At 52.6% G+C, this 21,441-nt stretch carries 19 protein-coding genes; all 19 read left to right on the plus strand.

Annotated elements, in window-relative coordinates:
- Nucleotides 1–6: 6 nt before the first annotated feature.
- The gene (locus NST43_RS14480) at nt 7–684 is read left to right on the plus strand and encodes an MBL fold metallo-hydrolase (RefSeq protein ID WP_209990706.1); all 678 of its coding nucleotides are present in this window, start codon (nt 7–9) and stop codon (nt 682–684) included.
- Between the two features lie 27 nt (nt 685–711).
- A complete protein-coding gene (locus NST43_RS14485; protein ID WP_339225035.1) occupies nt 712–1,677 on the plus strand; it encodes an acyltransferase domain-containing protein in 966 nt (321 codons plus the stop codon).
- 144 nt (nt 1,678–1,821) lie between these two features.
- Complete coding sequence (locus NST43_RS14490; RefSeq protein ID WP_339225036.1) at nt 1,822–3,642, plus strand: sensor histidine kinase; 1,821 nt, start codon at nt 1,822–1,824, stop codon at nt 3,640–3,642.
- Nucleotides 3,639–4,484: a response regulator gene (locus NST43_RS14495; protein ID WP_339225037.1), complete on the plus strand. Its 846-nt coding sequence runs from the start codon at nt 3,639–3,641 to the stop codon at nt 4,482–4,484. Before NST43_RS14490 ends, NST43_RS14495 begins: the two co-directional genes overlap by 4 nt.
- Nucleotides 4,485–4,738: 254 nt before the next feature.
- On the plus strand, nt 4,739–6,034 hold the full coding sequence (locus tag NST43_RS14500) for an extracellular solute-binding protein (protein WP_339225038.1): 1,296 nt from the start codon (nt 4,739–4,741) through the stop codon (nt 6,032–6,034).
- An 85-nt stretch (nt 6,035–6,119) separates the two neighbouring features.
- Nucleotides 6,120–7,004 carry a sugar ABC transporter permease gene (locus NST43_RS14505; RefSeq protein ID WP_339225039.1) on the plus strand — a complete coding sequence of 295 codons (885 nt, stop codon included), beginning with the start codon at nt 6,120–6,122 and terminating at the stop codon, nt 7,002–7,004.
- Between the two features lie 12 nt (nt 7,005–7,016).
- Entirely contained in the window at nt 7,017–7,844 is an 828-nt protein-coding gene (locus tag NST43_RS14510) for a carbohydrate ABC transporter permease (RefSeq protein WP_339225040.1), read from the plus strand.
- A gap of 24 nt (nt 7,845–7,868) precedes the next feature.
- The gene (locus tag NST43_RS14515) at nt 7,869–9,479 is read left to right on the plus strand and encodes a 5'-nucleotidase C-terminal domain-containing protein (protein WP_339225423.1); all 1,611 of its coding nucleotides are present in this window, start codon (nt 7,869–7,871) and stop codon (nt 9,477–9,479) included.
- Between the two features lie 162 nt (nt 9,480–9,641).
- Nucleotides 9,642–10,097, plus strand: a complete 456-nt coding sequence (locus NST43_RS14520) for a GntR family transcriptional regulator (RefSeq protein ID WP_339225041.1) — start codon at nt 9,642–9,644, stop codon at nt 10,095–10,097.
- Nucleotides 10,090–10,779, plus strand: coding sequence for an ABC transporter ATP-binding protein (locus NST43_RS14525; protein ID WP_209990727.1), 690 nt, complete (start codon nt 10,090–10,092; stop codon nt 10,777–10,779). Before NST43_RS14520 ends, NST43_RS14525 begins: the two co-directional genes overlap by 8 nt.
- Nucleotides 10,776–11,585 carry a hypothetical protein gene (locus NST43_RS14530; protein WP_339225042.1) on the plus strand — a complete coding sequence of 270 codons (810 nt, stop codon included), beginning with the start codon at nt 10,776–10,778 and terminating at the stop codon, nt 11,583–11,585. The genes NST43_RS14525 and NST43_RS14530 overlap by 4 nt, the downstream gene beginning before the upstream one ends.
- 14 nt (nt 11,586–11,599) lie before the next feature.
- A complete protein-coding gene (locus NST43_RS14535; RefSeq protein WP_339225043.1) occupies nt 11,600–12,862 on the plus strand; it encodes a hypothetical protein in 1,263 nt (420 codons plus the stop codon).
- Nucleotides 12,863–12,980: 118 nt separating this feature from the next.
- Nucleotides 12,981–13,970, plus strand: a complete 990-nt coding sequence (locus NST43_RS14540; RefSeq protein ID WP_339225044.1) for an alpha/beta hydrolase — start codon at nt 12,981–12,983, stop codon at nt 13,968–13,970.
- A gap of 183 nt (nt 13,971–14,153) precedes the next feature.
- Complete coding sequence (locus NST43_RS14545) at nt 14,154–15,398, plus strand: MFS transporter (RefSeq protein ID WP_339225045.1); 1,245 nt, start codon at nt 14,154–14,156, stop codon at nt 15,396–15,398.
- Between the two features lie 37 nt (nt 15,399–15,435).
- Entirely contained in the window at nt 15,436–16,122 is a 687-nt protein-coding gene (locus NST43_RS14550) for a response regulator transcription factor (RefSeq protein WP_209990741.1), read from the plus strand.
- Nucleotides 16,109–17,098, plus strand: coding sequence for a HAMP domain-containing sensor histidine kinase (locus NST43_RS14555; protein WP_339225046.1), 990 nt, complete (start codon nt 16,109–16,111; stop codon nt 17,096–17,098). The genes NST43_RS14550 and NST43_RS14555 overlap by 14 nt, the downstream gene beginning before the upstream one ends.
- Before the next feature lie 82 nt (nt 17,099–17,180).
- On the plus strand, nt 17,181–17,864 hold the full coding sequence (locus NST43_RS14560; RefSeq protein ID WP_036726914.1) for an ABC transporter ATP-binding protein: 684 nt from the start codon (nt 17,181–17,183) through the stop codon (nt 17,862–17,864).
- Nucleotides 17,861–20,503 carry an FtsX-like permease family protein gene (locus tag NST43_RS14565; protein WP_339225047.1) on the plus strand — a complete coding sequence of 881 codons (2,643 nt, stop codon included), beginning with the start codon at nt 17,861–17,863 and terminating at the stop codon, nt 20,501–20,503. The genes NST43_RS14560 and NST43_RS14565 overlap by 4 nt, the downstream gene beginning before the upstream one ends.
- A 181-nt stretch (nt 20,504–20,684) precedes the next feature.
- The gene (locus NST43_RS14570; RefSeq protein ID WP_339225048.1) at nt 20,685–21,410 is read left to right on the plus strand and encodes a hypothetical protein; all 726 of its coding nucleotides are present in this window, start codon (nt 20,685–20,687) and stop codon (nt 21,408–21,410) included.
- Nucleotides 21,411–21,441: the final 31 nt, after the last annotated feature.

Below are 21,441 nucleotides of genomic sequence, written 5' to 3' on the forward strand. Positions count from 1 at the left end.
GCGGGCATGGAAGCAACCTATGATCTGTTTACGATTAAAACGCATTGCATGAATTTCCTGAACTACGCATATCTCGGTATTGACAAGACTTCCCGCAAAGCTTTTGTAGTTGATCCATCCTGGGATGTATCGCAGATGATCCGTATTCTGGATTCGCATGAGGCCACAGTCACGGCTGTTCTGCTGACCCACTCTCATTTTGATCATACCAATATGGTGAAGAAGCTTGAACTGCTCTACCGTCCTACTGTCTACATCTCCAAAACCGAGGCAGATTACTATAAATACCGCTGCAACCGGCTCCGAACCGTCGAGGACATGGACCTCATTCGTATCGGTGATTCACGGATTACCTGTCTTGTGACGCCCGGCCATACGCAGGGAAGTGTCTGTTACTGGGGGCAAGACCATCTGTTCTCCGGGGATACGGTATTTATTGAAGGCTGCGGCTTATGTGACAGTAGCGGAGGCTCGGCAGAGGATATGTTCCACAGCATCCACCGGCTCATCCGGCTGATTCCTCCCAGCACCCGGGTATACCCGGGACATTCCTTCGGCGATCTGCCAGGCAAAGAGATGAGCTATCTCTACAAAAATAATCTGTATTTCCAGATTGATGATATCAATCATTTTGTGAAATTCAGGAACCGTAAGAATAATGCCAGACTGCTTGATTTCAAATAAGCCGCTCTACAATCAGGGGGTACGGAAATGCACAGCGAAATCGTATTTATGTTCTCCGGGCAAGGCTCGCAATATAATAAAATGGGGCTTGAATTGTTCGGGAAGCAGCCGGTATTCCGGCAATCGATGGAACGCCTGGACCGGATTGTTCATCAGCTGACCGGCAAGAGCGTGATCGAAGAGCTGTATCAGAACTCACGAGGTAAGGGCGCCAGCTTCGAAAATATTGTCTATTCCCATCCTGCAATCTTCATGGTGCAATACGCGCTGGCGGAGACTCTGGAAGCTGTGGGAATAACTCCACGTTACACGCTGGGAGTCAGTCTCGGGGAGTATGTTGCACTGGCGGTGGCTAAGGTGCTGACGCCTGAACAGGTGCTGGAGCTGATTGTGACGCAAGTACGGCTGCTAGAGGATACCTGCGACAACGGCGCGATGATTGCCGTTCTGGATCATGTTCAGCTCTATCACGCGAACGCCGAGCTGAACACCCGCTCCGAGCTGATCGCTGTGAATTTCGACAAGCACTTCACCATCGCCTGCAGAAGCGCGCATACCGGTGAAATCCAGCAGTTCCTCAGAGAACAGGGTGTGGCCAGTCTGAAGCTGCCTGTGAACTACGCCTTTCATTCCGCATTCATCGATGAACTGGAGAAGCCTTACCGTACATATATGCAAAAGATCGATTACAAGACGCCTGCTCCGGGAGTGACACTGGTATCGGCCATGACCGGGGGGAATGTGCAGACGGTGGATGAATCCTTCCTGTGGGATGTGGTGAGGAAGCCGATGAATTTCCGCACAGCCCTGGAGAGTATGACTGCCGGCGGGCCGCGGCGGCTGCTCGATCTGAGCCCGTCGGGTACCCTGGAGAACTTCAGCAAGTATATTCTCGGCAAGCCGCTGGCCCATAAGGTCCGCTCAGTGATTACGCCCATGGCCAGCGAGCTGAAGAAGCTGAATGAGATTGTGAATGATACCTTAGAAGTCTGATTACCCGCAATTTCCGCAAGCAGCGGTTTCTCTAAGTTATAGAGCGCCGCTGCTTTTCTGTTGTTGTAATTTGTGTATAATACATGTACAACCATACATGTAACGGAGGGAATGATGAAGCGGTTCATGCCATATCCATCCCTCTTGAAGAGGTTACGGGCGCATCTGCCCTTTCTGTTCAGCGGAAGTATGCCGCTGCGGCGGAAGATTCTGCTAAGCAACCTCCTGATAGTCTTGCTGGCACTGGTGATTTTCATGGTCAGCATTCAGCGCATTGTCTTCAATCAGACCCTGGAACGGACCACAGCAAGCTCACAGCAGGAAGTGCGACTGGTCAAGCAGTCCATGGAGACGGTGTTCCAGTCGGTCCAGAATTTCACCAAGTTCGTGCTGATTAACCAGGACACGCAGAAGCTGCTCAGCAGCGATACCGGTGCCGGCAATGATGCTGCTGCACTGAAGTCGATCTACAATACACTGGCTGCAATGCTGGTGACTGAGCCGAATATTGATTCCGTTATTATTGAGTCCTTGAGCGGCGACCTCTATTACACCTCCAACCTGACCGGCGTGACCCGGGAGAGTCTGGGGATCTATCCCAGAGCGGAGATCGACGCAGCCAGAGGCGGGGCGGTCTGGGCGGATTCGCTTACGCCTGACTTTCTGTCCGGGATGGAGCACAAGAATATGATCAGTGTGGGCAGGGTCATTAAGAGCCTGGAGAGCGGGACCCCGCTTGGCTATATCTATGTCAACATTGACGAGCGGACGCTTGCCCGCCTCTATCATAATGAACAGAACCCGGAGAGCGCTACGCTGGTCATTAACCGGGACGGAAGAATCATCTCTGCGAATGAAGCCTCAAGGGTGAACCAGCCGGTCCCGGAGAAATCCCTTACGGGCTGGGTCAAGTCAGTCTCACAAGGGACCCGGACCCAGGAGGTCGCCGGAGACCGTTATTTAGTATCCCTACAGAGTCTCGCCCCCTATGACTGGAAGGTAGTCCAACTGGTGACGATATCGGAGCTAACCTACGGGTACTGGAAAATCGCCTTGCTGCTGGCCGGGTTCGGCCTGATCAGCATCCTGTCGGCCGTGCTTCTGTCTGTTCTGTTCGCCCGCCGGCTGACCCGGCCGCTCAGCCAGCTTAGCGAGGTGATTGTCGAGGTGGGCAGCGGGAATCTGGAGCGGCGCGCTGCTGCCGATTCTGAGGACGAGGTCGGGCGGCTCGGAGCTACCTTCAATGAAATGGTGGAGCGCATCCAAGGCTTGATGGTCCAGGTGGAGACGGAAGAGAAGACCAAACGGATGCTGGAGCTGCGGCTGCTCTATTCGCAGATCAAGCCTCATTTCCTGTACAATACACTGGACACGATCCGTGCGATGGCTGTGATGTCGGGGGCGAAGGACATCAGCAAGATGCTAAAAGCGTTGGGAGAGTTCTACCGGGTATCGCTTAGCAACGGACAGGAGCTGATTACGGTGGCCCAGGAGCAGAAGCATCTGGAGAGCTACCTGTATATTCAGCAGATCCGTTTCCCTAAGCTGAACTACCGGATATCATTCGGGCCGGGACTGGAAGCTTGCCTGGTGCCGACCATGCTGCTTCAGCCGCTGGTCGAGAATGCGATCCACCATGGCATTAGAGGGATGGCGGACGGCGGCTGGTGTGAAATTACCTGCGAAGCGGAAAGCACGGACGGACAGAGTCTGCTCTGCTTCACCGTCCGCGACAACGGCAAAGGCATGAGCGAAGAGCAGCAGCGGCTGATCTGGTCCGGGCATGATAACGCGGAGAGGTACAGCTTCGGACTCCGAAATATTCAGGACCGCATCCGCCTTCGGTTCGGAGGAGCTTATGGAATCCTAATAACCTCTGAGCCGGGACAGGGCGTAGAAGTGAAGCTGCGCTTGCCGCTGCTTAAGCAGACGAACGAACAGGAAGAGGGGACAGTCAGACTATGAACACAGCACCGGTAGCCCGCGTCCTGATTGTGGATGACGAATATTATTTCAGGCAGCTGCTGATCCGTCTGGTGGACTGGGAAGCCGCCGGGTTCGAGGTGGCCGCAGAAGCCGATGACGGCTCAGCCGCATTGCAGATCATCGGGGAGCAGTCGATCGATCTCATCATTACGGATATTGAGATGCCGAATATGAACGGGCTTGAATTCATTGGGGAAGTCCGTAAGCTGAATTCGGCGGCCAAGCTGATTTTCATCACCAGCTACGATAATTTCTCTTATGCCCAGCAGGCCATATCGCTTGGAGCGGACCATTATCTGCTGAAGCCCGTCGATGAGGATGCTGTCGAACGGGCCCTCCACACGATCCGGACGCAGCTGACGGAGAAGTGGGAGGCGGAGCGCTACATCAACCGGCTCAGAATCAAAGCCGGGGATGTGCAGGAGCCGCAGGCAGGCGATGCCCGTGCGCAGAAGCGGCAGAGCAGCGGCACTGCCTTGATCGGCAAGACCATTGCCTATGTAACGGCGCATTATGCCGAGGATACGTTGTCACTCCAGAGTACGGCCAGCGCCCTGTTTGTGAACCCGAGCTATTTAAGCCATGCGTTCAAGAAGGAGACGGGCGAGTCTTTTGTGGAATATGTGACGAACGTCCGTCTTGGCGAGGCTATGAAGCTGCTCAGCCAAGGGGCTTCCGAGGAGGAAGCACCGGCTCCCAAGATTGCGACGATTGCCCGGCAGGTGGGCTATAAGGACCCGTTCTATTTCAGCAAATGCTTCAAGAAACGTTACGGAATGACCCCGAATACCGTCTACAGCGGTACCTATTCGGATACATAAAGAGCAGCTATACGCAGAGTCCGGTGTTTTGCAGCCGGGCTTTTTCGCTGATTACATTTTCGTTGATTAAAGTTAACCCTATGTAAAGCTGCCGTAAACATGAGAACGCCCTGTAAATTGAGTGTTAAGTAATCTGACATACCTAAAAATTTTACTGTTAGAACCAATATATCTCCATTCGTACACGGCGGTTCACTTGTTAAGATGATACCTGTAAGTCGAATCCGTAAATATTGAAAGGTGGTCCAACACAAATGTTCGGAAAAAAGCTTGGGGTAGTTGCAGCATCCATCGCGCTTAGCAGTGTAGTGCTTAGTGCTTGCGGAGGAGCCAATGGTAACGAAGGGGCAACTCAGAATCAGGATGCGAAAGCGGCGGAAGGCACGGAATCTGTCTCCTTATGGATGTTCGATGCAGATCCGATGTATCAGGCTGCTGCCGAGGCTACCGCAGCGGAAGTCGGCGTGGATTTGAATTATGAGTACATACAAGACGAGACCTACAAGACCAAAATCAGTGTTGCGCTGGCTGCCAATGAGCTTCCGGATGTCTTCCAGCAGCATGCCGGGAAGTCCTACCGGACACCTGTGCTGCAATCGAAAACAGTTGCCCCGCTGAACGATACCCTGGATTCCACAGGACTTGGCGCGAAATTTCTGGACAACCAGCTGGTGAAGGAGGAAGACGGCAATATCTATTCCGTTCCTTCCAATATCAGTACAACCCTGGTCTTCTACTATAACAAAAAGCTGATGAACGATCTGGGCGCTACGCCTCCGGCAACCTGGGACGATCTTCAGGCGCTTGTAACCAAGGCCGATGATAAAGGGATCATCCCTATCGCGCTCGGCGGCAAAGAAAGATGGCAGGGCGATCTGCTGTACAACCTGCTCGTAGCTCGTCAGGACGTTAACGCCTTCGACCATGCGATTAAAGGCGATGCCAAGTTTACCGATGCTCCATTTGTTGATGCAGCGAAGCAGGTAACCTCACTGGTAAGCAGCAATGCCTTCCAGAAGGGCTTCCTCGGCTCGGCTTACCTGGATGCCCAGGAGCTGTTCAAGAATGATAAGGCTCTGATCTGGATTGACGGCAGCTTCAACTTCGGCGCGCTGTCGAAGGCTATGGGCGATAATCTCGGATATATCGCATTCCCGAAGACAGGTGCTGAAGATGTCTACAGTGCAACGATCGGCTTCCAGAACTCGGCGGCGCCTTACTCCCTGTTCGTGAACAACAGCTCCAAGCACCTGGACAAAGCCAAGGAATTCGCCATTAAGCTGTCCCTTAAGCTCAATGATGATTTCGTACGCAAAGGCCTGCCGGGCTATGCGGCCAGCGAGGTGAAGTCGGAGTCGCAGAATGAGCAGCTCTCCGCCTATGCTTCCGATATCAGCAAAACAACCAAAACCCAGGCGATGTGGTTCGGCCTGCTGTCGGCAGATACAGGTCAGGAATACCGCGATATGACGCAGCAGCTCTATGGCGGCAATCTGACGCCGGAGGAATACACGGCACAGCTGGAAACGCTGCTCCGTTCGGCAGAGTAGGACACGCTTTACAAATATAATAGGGGAAAGGCGATGCAGTCTCATGGACCGCATCGCTTTTCTGCACTCTGATAGGTGGATAGTGATGGAAAGAGCGCTCTCGGATAAGAAATTAATCGCTTTGTTTCTAGTGCCCGGCTTAACCGTGTTTCTGGTCTTCTATTTCGTGCCGATCCTCATGACGGCGTATTACAGCTTCCAGAAGTGGGACGGAATTAACCCTATGGCCTTCGTGGGCCTGGACAATTACACCAAGATGTTCACGGCAGATAAAAGCTTCTGGAAGGCGGTATGGAACAGTGTGGCCTTCCTGCTGACAGGCGTCTTCGTACAGCTCCCGCTCTCGTTCGGCCTGGCGCTGCTGGTCTCCCGCAAAATGAAGGGACGCAAATGGTTCCGCAATATCTACTTCTTCCCGGTGGTCATGTCAACGACGATGGTCAGTCTGCTGTGGGTTAAAATCTACGATCCGAACATCGGGATGCTGAACACGCTGCTGGAAGCTGTTCACCTGGGCAGCTGGGCGCAAGCCTGGCTTGGAGATACCAAGACGGCACTCTTGTCAGTCCTGATCGTAACAACCTGGCATTATGTAGGCTATAACATGCTGATCCTGTTCGCCGGAATTCAAGGCATCTCGGAGCAGTATTATGAGGCTGCGAAGCTGGATGGAGCCGTCGGCTGGAAGGCTGTCCGTTATATCACGCTTCCGTTATTGTCTGATGTGCTGCGGATCTGTGTCGTACTGAACGTGATTTACGCGCTCAAGACCTTTGAAAGTGTGTATGTTATGACCAATGGCGGACCGCTGCATTCCACGACCATGATTGCCCTGAAAATGTTCCAGGAAGCGTTCCTGAAGCAGAACTTCGGCTACGGCAGCGCGCTTGCGGTGTTCATGGTGCTGGAGTGCCTGATCATCGCCTGGGTGCTGAATAAAGTGCTGACCCGTGAAAAAATTGAATATTAAGGAGGACCGGACATGCTGAAGACTACCAAAAACACAGGCCTCTATCTACTGATGAGCCTCATTGCCGTCCTCCAGTTGTTCCCGCTCTACTGGCTTGTGGTAAGTGCTTTCAAGAATAATTCGGAGATTATCGGCGGAGTGGTCTGGGCGCTCCCCACGGAGTGGCGGTTTAGCAATTTCTCAGAGGCCTGGGTAAGCGCCAAGGTGAATCAATACTTTTTCAACAGTGTGTCGGTTACGCTGATTACCCTATTTTGCGTGCTGCTGTTCGCTTCGATGATGGCTTACGCGCTGACACGGATGAGATTCAAATATAACGGACTGATTCTGTTTATTCTGCTGATGGGGGTCATGGTGCCGATTCATGCTACGCTGATCCCGCTGTTCATGATCCTGAAGAATCTCGGCATTCTCAGCTCGCGGTTGTCGATTATCCTGCCGTACATCGCTGTGAATCTGCCGATTGGCGTCTATATGCTGTCGGCGTTCCTGCGGAGCATGCCGAAGGAGCTGGAGGAGGCTGCGTTCATCGACGGCTGCGGGGTGGTGAAGTCCTTCTTCAAGGTCGTGCTGCCGCTGCTGAAGCCGCCGCTTGCCTCGGTTGCGATCTTTGTGTTCCTCGCCGTATGGAATGAGCTGCTGATGGCGGCAACCTTCATCCAGAAGGAAGCGCTGCGGACGCTGCCGCTCGGGCTGATGAACTTCAGCGGCCAATATAGCATTAGCTGGGGACCGCTGGCTGCAGCAATGGTAATCTCTACGCTGCCGATTCTGCTCGCTTATGTGCTGTTCAGCGACCAGATGGAGAAGAGCTTCACCGCAGGCGCAATTCTGAAATGAAGAGACGGAAGAAGGGTGAACGAGATGATGGAACCGGCAGCAAGCCGTAACCTGCGCAAGATCGTGATTATTGCTACCTCGGATGTTCACGGCAATCTGTGGGGCTACCGTTACGAAGACGGACTTGATACAGTAAATGACGGGCTCGCCAGAGTAGCCGCTTATGTCCGGGAGCTTAGAGAGAGCGGGACAGAGGTTCTGCTAATCGATAACGGTGACGTCTTCCAGGGGAATATGCTGACTGACGATGTCTATAATAAGCGGCCGGATGACGGGCATCCGGTCGCGGCAGCGCTTAATGCCATGGGCTATGCCGCGCTGACCTTGGGCAACCATGAGTTTAACTTCGGCCTTGGCCTGATTGAGCGAATCAAGCAGGAGCTGAGCTTCCCGGTGCTGGCTGCGAATGTATGGGATACGGAAGGCAGACCGTTTGCACATCCGTATGTGATCCTTGAGCAGCAGGGCATCCGGATTGCGGTCATCGGACTGACGAATCCCAACGTTCCGCGCTGGGATGGAAGCAAGGTTGAGGGCCTGAGGTTCGGCCATATGGCCGAAACCGCGCAGCCGATTGCCGCAGCCCTCCGCGCGGAAGGAAAGGCGGACCTGATTGTGATCAGCGCCCATGCGGGCATGGTCGCAGAATTCGATGAAGAGGGCGGCTCGGATGCCGCCGGACAGATTGCGGAGCTTGTCCCTGAAGCAGATGCACTGTTGGTTGGTCATATGCATATTACTGTGAACCAGCGAATTGGGAATACTGTTATTGGAGGCCCACGGGACCGGGGGCGGGAAGTTGTACGCTTCGACCTGACGCTGGAGCTGGAAGGCGGCCAGCCCAAGGTCGTGAACCGCGAGGTCACAGTGGTAGATATGAGCGGCTGGAAGCCGGACCCGGAAGTCCGCAGTCTGATTGCCGAGGCACATGAAGAGACGCTCCGGTTCATCGCCGAAGGCGGCGGAGGCCCTTCGATAGAAGGGGAGGGCGGCATTCTGGGCTATGCGGCTGCCGACTTCCAGCCTCCTGAAGAGAATGCCGGCCTGCCGGCGGGACGAGTGCAGGATACGGCGGTCATTACCTTGATCCAGCGGGCCATGCTGGAGGCCAGCGGAGCGGATGTTGCCGCTACAAGCCTGTTCAACGACAAGGCGGATCTGAAGCAGGGACCGCTGACGTATGCTGACGTCTACCGCATTTATCCTTTTGATAATGTATTGTATGTCGTTACGGTCACCGGCAAAGAGCTGAAGGCTTATATGGAAGCTTCGGCTGCCCATTTCCGGCAGTGGCAGCCGGGGGACACGAATATTGCCGCCGATCCCGAGGTGCCCAGCTACCTCTACGATATGTTCGCCGGAGTCAATTATCAGATCGATATCTCGCAGCCGGTAGGCCAGCGGATCATCCACCTGGGATACCGGGGCAGACCGCTTGCCGACACGTACGAGTTGCAGCTTGCCGTCAACAACTACCGTTACAGCAGCCTGTTGAAGGCCTCGGGACTGGTCAGCGCCGTAAAGCATTGGGAGTCGGACTGCAGCGTCCGCGATATGCTGGTCAGCTACATCCGGGAGCGCCAGACGATCATACCTGAGGTCGATCATAACTGGTCTATTGTGGGAATGGATTGAAATAGAAGCAGGCCCCTCATTGATTCAATGAGGGGTCTATTTGTGTTTACCCCAGCTCAGTAATTAACCAACTATTGACAATCTGATGTATTAACTGCATAATACACCGTGTAGTGTATGAACCACTTAATACACACACTTGCAGTATAAGGGGTGTCAATATTGAACACAGTCAACGATTGGTCCGGCATCTCCTTCAATAGCCGTGATCCTGTTTATTCTCAAGTCGTTCGCCTTTTCAAAGAGAAGATCGTAACCGGCGTTATTCAGTCCGGGCAAACCATACCGTCCAGAAGAGAGCTGGCAGCACTGTTAAAGATCAACCCGAATACGGCTCAGCGGGCCTATAAAGAAATGGAGGATCAGCGATTGATTATAACTGAGGGGAACTCCCCAAGCCGCGTCACTCTGGAACTGGATGTATTAAGGCAAATCCGTGCGGAGCTGCTCGGTACAGCCGTTGAGGCCTTCGTGGCTTCCATTCGCAACATCGATGTTCCTCTTGACGAGCTGTTGAATGTAGTTCAACAGAAATATACCGAGGCACAAACAGAAATCAGCCAGAATCCCCCGGGAGACTCCGTTGATGATGGAAGAGGAGGAACGAATCTTGATTGAACTTATGCATGTTAGCCAACGATACAGAACCAGGGAGGTCCTTAAGGATGTCACATTCACTGCCGAGAAGGGACAGATCACTTGTCTGATCGGAGTTAATGGAGCAGGTAAATCCACTGTACTCAAAACGGTAATGGGACTTACACCGATTCAGGGGGGAAGCATTCAGATTGATGGCAAGCCGATTAGCCCGAATACTTATGAACAGATATCCTATATCCCGGACCATTTGGCTATTCCAGCTTCCATGAAGCTCTCTGATGCACTTCAGTTCATGGAAGACTTCTATAACAGCTGGAACAGGGGGAGGGCAGACGAACTTATGCGTTTCTTCGATCTTGATGGCAAGGAACGGGCGGGGCGCTTGTCGAAGGGGAATGCCGCGAAGTTCAATCTGGTGCTCGGCTTGGCTCAGAATTCCGATTATGTGATTATGGACGAGCCCTTTGCCGGGATTGACTTGTTCATCCGGGAGAGGATCGCAGAGGTGTTCTCCAGTGAGCTGGTCGGCAACCGCGGTGTACTCCTGACGACACACGAAGTAAGAGAGATTGAGCATCTGATCGACAAAGCCGTGTTACTGCGTGATGGAACTGTAGCCCGTAGTATTGAATGCGAACAAGTCCGAATGGAGGAGAACAAATCTGTCGTTGATATCATGAAGGAGGTGCTTCTCCCTTGAATCGATATCTTAAGCTTGTCCATCTGGAAGTTCACCGCTTCAGGTATGCTATCTTCAGCCTGATGTTCCTGACGGCTACTATTCAAATGATCGGACTGGTGCACACTACCCGGCTAAGAGTTGCGGGGCGGAGAGAGGCAGCCCTCCTGGGAGATCATCCGCGTAACTTTTCATTTGCCGATATCATCGGAGATTCGCAGTTCTTGTTCACGATACCTATTTTGATCAGCATTATCGTATTGGGGTTGTATATCTTTGGGATTTGGTACCGTGACTGGACTGGCAGAGATAAGTTTGCCTACCGGTTATTCACCCTTCCGGCGGCAAGGCGCCACGTATACATGGCCAAAGCCACTGCAATCTTCATATTCGTACTTGTTATGGTTTCATTCCAATTGTTGCTGCTGCTGCTCGAACGCCAGTTATTCGACTGGATGGTTCCCTCCGAATATCGGATGCCCTCACTGCTGGCGGAAGCGGTCGCTTCTAACCTGGTGTTTGTGCAATACTTGCTGCCGCCAGACGGATTAATGTTTGCCGTCTATTACGGAACCGGGATTCTGGCTGTCTTTGTGATCTTTACGGCAATATTGCTTGAGCGAAGCTACCATCTGGCCGGTATGATCTATGCAATCTTGTATGTTGCTTCATGCGCGGCGGTAATCGGATTCGCATTCTCCCTACATCCATATGTGTATTTCTATCCCCGGGAGATAATAATCATCCGTTTGTGCATTTATATTGTTGTCATGAGCCTTACACTCACACTTGGCTTCAGGCTCGTCTCGAAGAAGATCACCGTTTAGGGAGTGAATGACTAGTGAAACGTTACACGATTACGGGCGCGCTTATTCTGTTAATAATGGCTTCGCTTGGAACTTATTATGCTTATGGGGCAGAGTTGCGCCTGCCGGAATATCAGCTGCAGACACTGGAGGGGGATTCGGCCGAAGCGGCCCCTTTGACTCTGTTTGGGAGCTATGTGGGCGGGAAAGGCTCTTATGTCATTGAAGTGTCCGCAGCGGGCAGCAAGAGAAATGAGCAAACATTCAAGGATCAATGGATGACAAGCAAAGGACCTTCAGATGCGCAGGCTTATTCCGGGTTCAATGCGCTGTATGAGGAGCATTCAGAATTTATGAGAGGGAAGAAGGGGACAAGCGGCTATTACCGGGATCAAGACGCACTCGTTTTTGCCAAGTCGGCTTCTATCGGTTCAACAAACTTGAATCAGGAGGGCAAGATTCGCTGGAGCATCGATGTGCTGGATCTGGCCACGCGAAAGCAAGTCCATTATACGGATGAGCAACCCTATTCCGCACAATACGCCAACGTGGAAGACGTACAGAAGGCTGGGCCAGAAATTCATGTTCTTACTAACGTTAACAAGGTGAACCAAGATCAGGAGATGATCGATAACGTGTATAATGCTCAGACGGGTTCACCGATCCGCAGTTTCAAACTGCCCTTAGGCAAACCTTCCGAAAAGGATCGTGAGCTGCAAATACAGATCATCACTGAAGAAAAGCCGACAGTTGCCAACAGCAGGGTGCTGTTTCTGGTGAAAGAGCGCAGCAAGATCTGGACTGATGGTACACCAGCGGCAACAGACAATACTTCTGTTGTGTTCTCTGAAAGACTTTTTGAATACCAATATGCTTCTGGAGAAGTGAACGAATTGCCGTTAGCTGCCGAGAGGGAAGAAGAACAAGCGCCGGGGGCTTGGACTCATTATATCCTGGAGGGAAATACTCTCACTACACTTCACATATCAGCGGAGGCGGTGACACTCAACCGCTATGACCTGTCAACCAAGACGGCTCACCCCCAAGTGACTATAAATGCGAGCCAACTCGGCAAGGGGAAAATCAGTCAAGCCCAGGCGGCGAACGGCCGGGTGTATCTGCTGCTGCAAACCGGTAGCGATGTTACCAGGAATTACAGCATGCCAATTACAGCGGTAGCTGACATAACTGACGGCCATATTCTCTACAAAGGTATACCTGCGCTGGTCAAAGCCAATGGGAGACCCGTTAACCAGTTGGATGATGTCAGCTTATTGAATATGAGTATTACGCGATAAGTATCCCCCTGTTCATACTCCGTTCATATTCCCGTCATGAAGAGGACATCTTAAGCAGGTACACTCTAACTATATCGCTAAGGTGAATCTACAGATAGAAGGACAGGAGAAGATGGACATGGCAGGAACCGCTGAAATAACTAGACCTGAAAAGGGACGCAAGAAACGGAGATTATGGTTGAAAATATTAGGTGGCATCATCGGAGCGCTGGTGCTGTTCATAGGCATCACCTTTATTGTTAATGTTATCAGTACCGGAATAGAGAAGAAGAAGATCGAATCGTACGGGCAATACGTCAATGTAGAAGGCAAAAAGATGAATGTGCTTATTCAAGGCAGCGGGGAACAGACCATAGTTCTTCTGCCGGGGCAAGGCACAGCCTCGCCTGTGCTGGACTTCAAGCTGCTGATAGACCAATTGACGCCTTCCTACAAAGTGGTGGCCATTGAGCCTTTCGGTTACGGCCTAAGCGATGGTACGGATAAAGAAAGAACGACAGAGAATATCATCAGTGAAATTCATGAAGCTGTGCAGCAGCTCGGTCTGAAGCGTTACATTCTGATGGGACATTCCATTACGGGACTCTACTCCGTGTCTTATGTGAATGCTTATCCGGATGAGGTTCAAGCCTTCGTAGGGATAGACAGCAGTGTACCCAATCAGCCAGGCATGGATGTGAAATTGCCGCTGAAAGCGATGAAGTTTGCTAAAGATTCAGGTGTGATGCGGCTGCTAACGAAGTTGGGCGGAGATTCGTTTAAATCGCTTGACTATGATGAGCACACCAAAGAACAGATGGGGCTGATCACCAGTGTACACGGCAGTAACTCCACACTGATGAACGAGCTCAGCCACCTTGGCTCCAATTTCAAAAATGGCGAAAAGCTGAAATACCCGCAGGACCTGCCCGTTCTGCTGTTCGCGCAATCCAATAACGAGCATAACAAGCAGTGGATTCCGCTGCATGAGGAACAGGCGAAGCAGTCTTCACAGGGGAAATTGATCCCGATGGTAGGCTCCCATTACCTGCATCATACGAAGTACAAAGAAATCGCCGAGGAATTCAAGGAATACATGAAGACTGTTCAATTGAAGCAAGCGAAGTAAGGAGAACAAAATAGTCGAATTACAGCTGCGGTGCCGAACTTGGCGTCGCAGTTTTTCTGTAAGTTAAGCATGAATAATATAATCTTTATAGTTTTGGATCGGGTCCGTATAATAAGGAAGGGAAGGAGAACCTTTCCAACGCATTAAACGCAGTATATTTAAGCTAAATAGGGGGTTAAACGATTGAATCAGCATGACCAAAGCGCAAATCCACCAAGCCTGTTCCGTAACCGCTTCCTGCAGACGATTCTGTTATCCAGCGTGCTGCTGCAAATCGGGATCTGGGTGCGTAATTTTGCGATTCTGCTGTATGTTGCGGAGAGGACCAACAATGATCCCTACGCCATTTCGCTGATCAGTGTAGCGGAGTTCGCGCCAATATTTGTATTTTCCTTCATTGGAGGGACCTTTGCGGACCGGTGGCGTCCGAAGTTGACGATGATCTGGTGCGACTCCCTGTCTGCGGTATCGGTGTTCGCCGTTCTGCTCAGTATTCACTTCGGTTCCTGGGAATCCGTGTATCTGGTCGCATTCATCTCGGCCATTCTGTCGCAGTTCTCCCAGCCTTCCAGTATGCGGTTATTCAAGTTCCATGTACCGGAAGAACAATTACAGCAAGGGATGGCGCTCTTCCAATCGCTGATGGCCATCTTCATGGTTCTCGGACCGATGTTAGGCACTTTCGTATACAGTACCTTCGGCCTTGAGATCTCCATCGCCGTAATGGGCGTTGCTTTTCTGCTGTCGGCGCTCGTGCTTATTCGTCTGCCGGAGGATCATATGGAAGCCCGGACGGCTCAGACTAAGGGGCAATTCCGTAAGGACTTCACCGAAGGCTTCCGGTATGTCTGGCAGAGCCAGGTGCTGCGGATGCTCGGACTTGCGTTTGTATTGGCGGGACTTGCGGTGGGCGCAGCCCAGGCACTGAATCTGTTCATTGTCACCGAGCGCTTGGGCCAAAGTAAGAGCTTCCTGCAATACATGCTTATGGTCAATGGTGCAGCCATGCTGATCGGGGGAGGAATCGTAGCCGCCTTCGCCAAAAAAGTTCCGCCCCAGCTGCTGCTCGCCATGGGGATGCTGGCCGGTGCCGTATGTACCACCATTGTCGGGTTCTCGACCAGCATTCCGCTCACGCTGACCATCCAGTTCCTGAACGGGCTAATGTTCCCTTGCATTCATATCGGGATCAGTACGATGATTCTGAGATGGTCTAATAGCTCGATTGTCGGCCGGGTCAACGGGGTGCTGAATCCGATGTTCGTCGGGATGATGGTGGTATCCATGTCGTTCGCCGGTGCGCTGAAGAGCGCCTTGCCGCTCAGTACCATCTATAGCGGCGCTGGACTCCTATTCCTCCTTGGCGCACTCATGATGTTGCCGATCATGAAGCATAAGGCGCCGGAGCAGGCACAGGCTGCGCAATAAATAAGAAACAGATCGAACAAAATGGAGGCCCTGAAGAATGCCACAAATATTACTGGTTGAGGATGATCAGGCCATTGCCAGAAACCTCATGCTGCTGCTCCGCTCGGAAGGCTTCACAGTCACTCACGCCGCTACGCGGAGTGAGGCTGTGGCTGTGCTTGGCGGAAATCCCTTTGACCTGGCGCTAATCGATATTGCTTTGCCTGACGGGAACGGCTTTACGGTGTACACGGAGATCAAGGCCACAAGGGAGGTGCCCGTCATCTTCCTGACGGCCTCCGGGGATGAGGCAAGTGTGGTTACCGGGCTGAACATGGGGGCGGACGACTATATTACCAAGCCGTTTCGCCCGCGTGAACTGATTGCGCGGATTGGAACGGCGTTGCGGAAGAGCGGACGGACCGGGTCTGCTTTTGACATCGGCGGGCTTCACGTGGATACGGCAAGCGGTGTTGTAACCCGGCATGGCAAGGAGGTCTACCTCTCAGCTCTGGAATACCGCCTGTTGCTGGTGTTTGTGAACAACCCCGGGAATATTATTACGCGAAGCAGGCTGCTCGACGAATTATGGGATGCAGCAGGCGAATTTGTTAATGACAACACGCTGACTGTGTATATCAAGCGCTTGCGTGAGAAGATCGAGCGTGATCCGGCAAGTCCGCAGATCATTCTGACGGTCCGGGGAACAGGATACCGGCTGGGGTGCAGCGATGCTGCGGAATAAAGAGATCCGGCGGTTCACCCTGCTCTACACCATCATATCCGCGGCTGCGATTACCATCGGTTTCACCTTACATACGGCAGCGGGACTCCTTGCCACTGGTTGTGCTGTTGCCTTCGGCACAGCATTTTTGCTGTTCACCAAGGCCCGGTACAAAAGCATTGCGCGCATCTCCAACCAGGTTGACCAGGTGCTGCATAATGCGGATCATCTGTTCATCGCTGATGCGGAAGAAGGCGAGTTATCCATCTTACATAGCGAGATTACCAAAATGACGCAGCGCATCCGGGATCAGAACCGCGAGCTAATCAAGGAAAAGGGCCATCTTGCCGATTCTCTGGCTGACATCGCCCACCAGCTCCGCACCCCGCTTACCTCGGTGAACCTGATTATGACGCTGCTTGCGAATAGTCCTGCGGAAGGGGAGCGGAAAGCTTTTATACGGGAGACCGAGGAGCTGCTGATGCAGATGGATTGGCTGATTACCTCCCTGCTTAAGTTATCCCGTCTGGATGCGGGCATTGTTGTATTTCAAAGCGGGCCTATCGCCGTTAACGACCTGCTCCGCACCGCTGTTCGTCCGTTCCTGATCCAGATGGAGCTGCGCAATGTAGATTTAAGGATAGATTGCCCCTCAGGAGTAGTAATCCAAGGCGATTCGGCCTGGCTCCCGGAAGCGATCCAGAATATCCTCAAGAATTGCCTGGAAAGCGCAGGGGAGAACGGGAAGATAGAGCTGATCTGCACAGACAATCCACTGTACACCGAGCTTACGGTGCATGACAACGGCCCGGGCTTCAGCAAGGAAGAAATCCCCCGGCTGTTCGACCGGTACTATCGCGGCAGTAACCCTAACCATGCCGGCTACGGAATCGGCCTCGCGCTCTGCAAGCTGATTATTACCCGGCAGGGAGGGAGCATCACCGCACACAATCACCCGCAGGGCGGTGCGCTTTTCAGGCTTCGTTTCCCTAAGTGACGGATCTCTCACCTGAAAGTCACAGAGATGTAAGCTTGCGGCTCTATGATAGAGACAGATCAGGTGAAGGGAGATTTGCAGCATGGAGTTTTTGAGAATTGACAAGCTGAGCAAGGTCTACGGGAAGGGAGATAACCGGGTTACGGCGCTGGACGAGGTGTCGCTGACAATTGAGAAGGGGGAGTTCACGGCAATCATCGGCTCCTCCGGCTCCGGCAAATCCACCTTGCTTCACATCATCGGCGGTGTCGATGTGCCGACAAGCGGCAACGTCTATTTGGACGGACAGGATGTGTATGCCCAGAGCAATGACAAGCTGGCGATCTTCCGCAGGCGGCAGGTCGGGCTGATCTACCAGTTCCACAATCTGATTCCCACGCTGGATGTGGTGGAGAATATCACCTTGCCGATTCTGATGGACAAACGCAAGGTCAACGAGGAGCGGCTGAACGATTTGCTTGAGCTGCTGGGGCTGACGGACCGGAGAACGCATCTGCCGAATCAGCTCTCGGGCGGACAGCAGCAGCGGGTATCCATCGGACGCGCGCTGATGAATGCCCCGGCGGTCATGCTGGCGGATGAACCCACGGGCAGTCTGGATAGCCGGAATGGACATGAGATTATTAATCTGCTGAAATTAAGTAATCAGAAGTATAGACAGACCCTGCTTATCGTTACGCATGACGAGAATATTGCCCTCCAGGCAGACCGGATTATCGGCATCTCAGACGGCAGGGTTGTGCGGGACGAACGGGTACGGCCATGAATATTTTCAACAAGGTTACCCTCCAGAGCCTGAAAAAAAGCCGCACGCGGACGATTGTAACGATTATCGGAGTAATCCTGTCCACCGCTATGATCACTGCTGTCTCCACCTTCGCTGTGTCCTTGCAGAGTTATATGATCCAGGGTTCCATCGCCAAATACGGCGGTTGGCACATCGGGTTCCCGGCTGTGGATGCTGCCTTCGTGCAGGAACGGGTCCACGATCAGGCCGTATCCCGTACGGCATCCTTCGAGAATATCGGCTACGCGGCACTTAGCGGCGGTAAGAACCCGGATAAGCCTTATCTGTTCATTGCAGGCTTTAATGAAGACGAAGCTTCCCCGGACACCTTGCCTGTCACTCTGGTCTCCGGCAGAATGCCGGATAACAGCGGAGAAATTCTAGTCCCGTCACATCTGGCGGCGAACGGCGGGATCAAGCTCGCAGAGGGCGACACGCTCACACTGGCTGTCGGGGACCGGATGAACGGCAACCAGCGGCTGAACCAGCATGATGCTTTTTTTGCGGGGAATCAGCCTGAGAAGGGCGCAGAAGCTTTGGTGCCCCGGGCAGAGCGGACCTACAAGGTTACCGGAATCTACGCAAGACCTGCTTTTGAGGAATCCGCCGCTCCAGGCTATACCCTGATTACCAGAACCGATCCGTCAGAGAGGGCGGACAGCTTCAGCTTGTATGTTACCCTGAAGCACCCACGTGAAGTGAAGGCTTACGCAAGCAGCACCGCCGCAGGCCAATCTTACGTCTACAACGATAATGTGCTGCGCTTCATGGGCGTCTCAAGCGATGGGGTGCTCACCGCTCTGCTGTACACGGTCGGGGGGATTGTAGCTTTTATCATCGTAACCGGTTCGATCTTCATGATCTACAACGCCTTCACCATCTCCTTGAATGAGCGCACACGCCAATTCGGCATTCTCTCATCGGTGGGAGCCACAGCAAAGCAGCTGCGTAACTCTGTGCTGTTCGAAGGTCTGTGTATTGGTGCGGCGGGAATACCGGTTGGCATTATCTTGGGAATAGGCAGCATGGGACTCGTGCTAACGGTCGTATCCAGGAACTTCGGGAATATTCTCTATTCCGGCGTACCGCTAAGCTTGAAGGTGTCCGTTCCGGCCATTGCGTGTGCGGCAGCGCTAAGTATGGTTACGATTCTGATCTCGGCCTACATTCCGGCCAGGAAGGCGGCAGGCACTCCCGTGATGGAGAGTATCCGCCAGACGAACGAGGTCAAGATTGAAGCCAAGGCCGTGAAGACGTCCGGGTGGGCGCAGCATATCTACGGTCTCGAAGGCACCCTTGCACTTAAGAATTTCAAAAGAAACAAGAAACGCTACCGCAGCATTGTGCTGTCGCTCATGTTAAGCGTCGTGCTGTTTATATCGGCCAGCGCTTTTGTCACAGATATGAAGCAAATGTCGGAGCGGGCGGTTGCGATCACCACCTATGATATCGGCTTCGCCACACCATCTATGAAAGACAGTGAAATGCTGGCGCTCTACGACAAGCTAAGAACCGCAGGCGGCATCTACGACAGCTCTTACCAGACACTCATGAAAGTGACCGGGACAGTCCGGGCAAGCGAGCTCTCGGAAGCAGGAAATGATGGAAAAGCAGGAAATGCAGGAAAAACAGGTGCTCGTTCGCCGGTCCTGTCGGATGAACAGGTCTCACTGCCCGTCGATCTGCAGTTTCTGGATGACAAGGCCTATCTGAAGATTCTTGAAGGGTTGGGCTTGTCCGCAGCGGAATATACAGGCTCCAATGCCAAGTTCATCGCCGTTGCCAAATCGGTGAGCCCTGCCGACGAGAAGCGGCTGAAGGAGGTTGACGAGTTCCGTAATTTGTTCAAGAGTTCATCCTCTACCCTGACCATTACCCCCGAATCAAAGAACGGGCCGAAGACTGGGCAGGGGCATGACGTAACGGTTACGTTCGTAGAGACCGTACCGCCGGATACCCTCCCGGTTACGGGAAGCTCCGGCTCCAGTGAACCGTTCTTCTTCCGGGTGATCGCTCCTTATTCACTCATCGGCAAGTTTGAGACGGCGGACAGTCCGCCGGCAGTGAAGGGCCTGACCTTTCACTCCAAGCATCCGGCACAGTCGGTAGCGGAGATGGAGAAGACGATCCAGGCTGCACAAATTACAGATGAGTATAAGCTGTACAATGTGTATGCGATGATGGATGAGAACCGCAATATGATATTCATCATCAACGTGTTCGCTTATACCTTCATTATTATGATTTCACTAATTGCGATTGCTAATGTATTCAACACGATCTCGACGAACATCAAGCTGCGCCGGCGGGAGCTGGCGATGCTCCGCTCTGTCGGGATGTCCGACCGCAGTTTCCAGCGGATGATGAATTTCGAGTGTGCCTTTTATGGCATGAGGGCGCTTTTGTTCGGGCTTCCCATCGGGCTGGCCTGCTCCTGGCTAATCTACCGGGGCATGCTCATCGGCGGCGCGGACCAGATTGACTATATCTTCCCCTGGGCCAGCATCGGAATCAGCGTGTTCAGCGTGCTCCTGATCGTATTCGTCACCATGCTGTATTCGGTCAGCACAATCAAGCGGGAGAATATCATTGATGCGCTGCGGGATGATATGACTTGATGGAGTGTCAAAGACACAAGCTCCTTACGGTAACAGAAACATGAGTCCCTTAAAAGTCGCTCTTTAGCGGCTTTTATTGTTATACAAGGCATTAGGCCTGGTTTCGGATAGACCACACCCATTTGCGACTTTTTCCCATTTATGACGTCAAATAAGATAGGGTAAAAAAGGAGGGTTCAACTTGAGAAAGCAACATCTTCTGGTCCTTGCAACAGTCCTTTCAGCGATTCTGACGGGATGTACGGGCGGAGACAACAAGGACCAAGCTTTGAATGATCCGGACTCTGTTCATTCCATTGCCAGCCAGAAGGACGACGTCCGATCGCTGGCCATAACAGACCATAACTTCCAGGCGATCCAGCAAATCACGTTTACAAAAACAATCAACAAAAGCTCAGATAATCCTGAAATTCCGGTTGAATATGCAGAGCATGGAACCATAGAAATGATCGTCCGTGCTATCCAGAACGCAGTACAAATACCAGGGATTCTAGATACGGCTGCTCCTGACTATGATATGATTCTGGCTTCAGAACAGGAACAATATGCACTCCAGCTATGGATTAACGAGAGCAGCGAGCAAGCGATGATTATGGACAAGCGTGACACACATACCGGCTTTACGCTTACCAAGGAATCCACTGCCGAGCTGAAGAAGCTGATGTTCACCGAATCAGGCTTCAAAACGCTGAAATTCAGTGCAGAGCGGAGCACTACTGGAGATCTTGTGGCTAAGCCGATAGGTCTACCGGAAAATAACTATTCGCTAAGCGGCGGCCCTACAGTTGAGATGAAGGGGGTCTGCTTACAATATAGTTACGGGGGCCACCGAACGGCTCCGGGAAGACTTTTGGCCGCTTACACAAGAATACGATTACATCTACAAGCACCAGTGGAACGCCGATAAGCAGCAGTTGTTCCTGCAGAGTTACCTCGGA

It is taken from the genome of Paenibacillus sp. FSL H8-0332 (assembly GCF_037963835.1).
Lineage (GTDB): Bacteria > Bacillota > Bacilli > Paenibacillales > Paenibacillaceae > Paenibacillus_AQ > Paenibacillus_AQ rhizoplanae.

What these genes read in the sequence shown, in the direction of transcription:
- NST43_RS14480 (WP_209990706.1), top strand. Translation starts at nt 7, where the DNA reads ATGGAAGCAACCTATGATCTGTTTACGATTAAAACGCATTGCATGAAT.
- NST43_RS14485 (WP_339225035.1), top strand. Translation starts at nt 712, where the DNA reads ATGCACAGCGAAATCGTATTTATGTTCTCCGGGCAAGGCTCGCAATAT.
- NST43_RS14495 (WP_339225037.1), top strand. Translation starts at nt 3,639, where the DNA reads ATGAACACAGCACCGGTAGCCCGCGTCCTGATTGTGGATGACGAATAT.
- NST43_RS14500 (WP_339225038.1), top strand. Translation starts at nt 4,739, where the DNA reads ATGTTCGGAAAAAAGCTTGGGGTAGTTGCAGCATCCATCGCGCTTAGC.
- NST43_RS14505 (WP_339225039.1), top strand. Translation starts at nt 6,120, where the DNA reads ATGGAAAGAGCGCTCTCGGATAAGAAATTAATCGCTTTGTTTCTAGTG.
- NST43_RS14510 (WP_339225040.1), top strand. Translation starts at nt 7,017, where the DNA reads ATGCTGAAGACTACCAAAAACACAGGCCTCTATCTACTGATGAGCCTC.
- NST43_RS14515 (WP_339225423.1), top strand. Translation starts at nt 7,869, where the DNA reads ATGATGGAACCGGCAGCAAGCCGTAACCTGCGCAAGATCGTGATTATT.
- NST43_RS14540 (WP_339225044.1), top strand. Translation starts at nt 12,981, where the DNA reads ATGGCAGGAACCGCTGAAATAACTAGACCTGAAAAGGGACGCAAGAAA.
- NST43_RS14550 (WP_209990741.1), top strand. Translation starts at nt 15,436, where the DNA reads ATGCCACAAATATTACTGGTTGAGGATGATCAGGCCATTGCCAGAAAC.
- NST43_RS14555 (WP_339225046.1), top strand. Translation starts at nt 16,109, where the DNA reads ATGCTGCGGAATAAAGAGATCCGGCGGTTCACCCTGCTCTACACCATC.
- NST43_RS14560 (WP_036726914.1), top strand. Translation starts at nt 17,181, where the DNA reads ATGGAGTTTTTGAGAATTGACAAGCTGAGCAAGGTCTACGGGAAGGGA.
- NST43_RS14565 (WP_339225047.1), top strand. Translation starts at nt 17,861, where the DNA reads ATGAATATTTTCAACAAGGTTACCCTCCAGAGCCTGAAAAAAAGCCGC.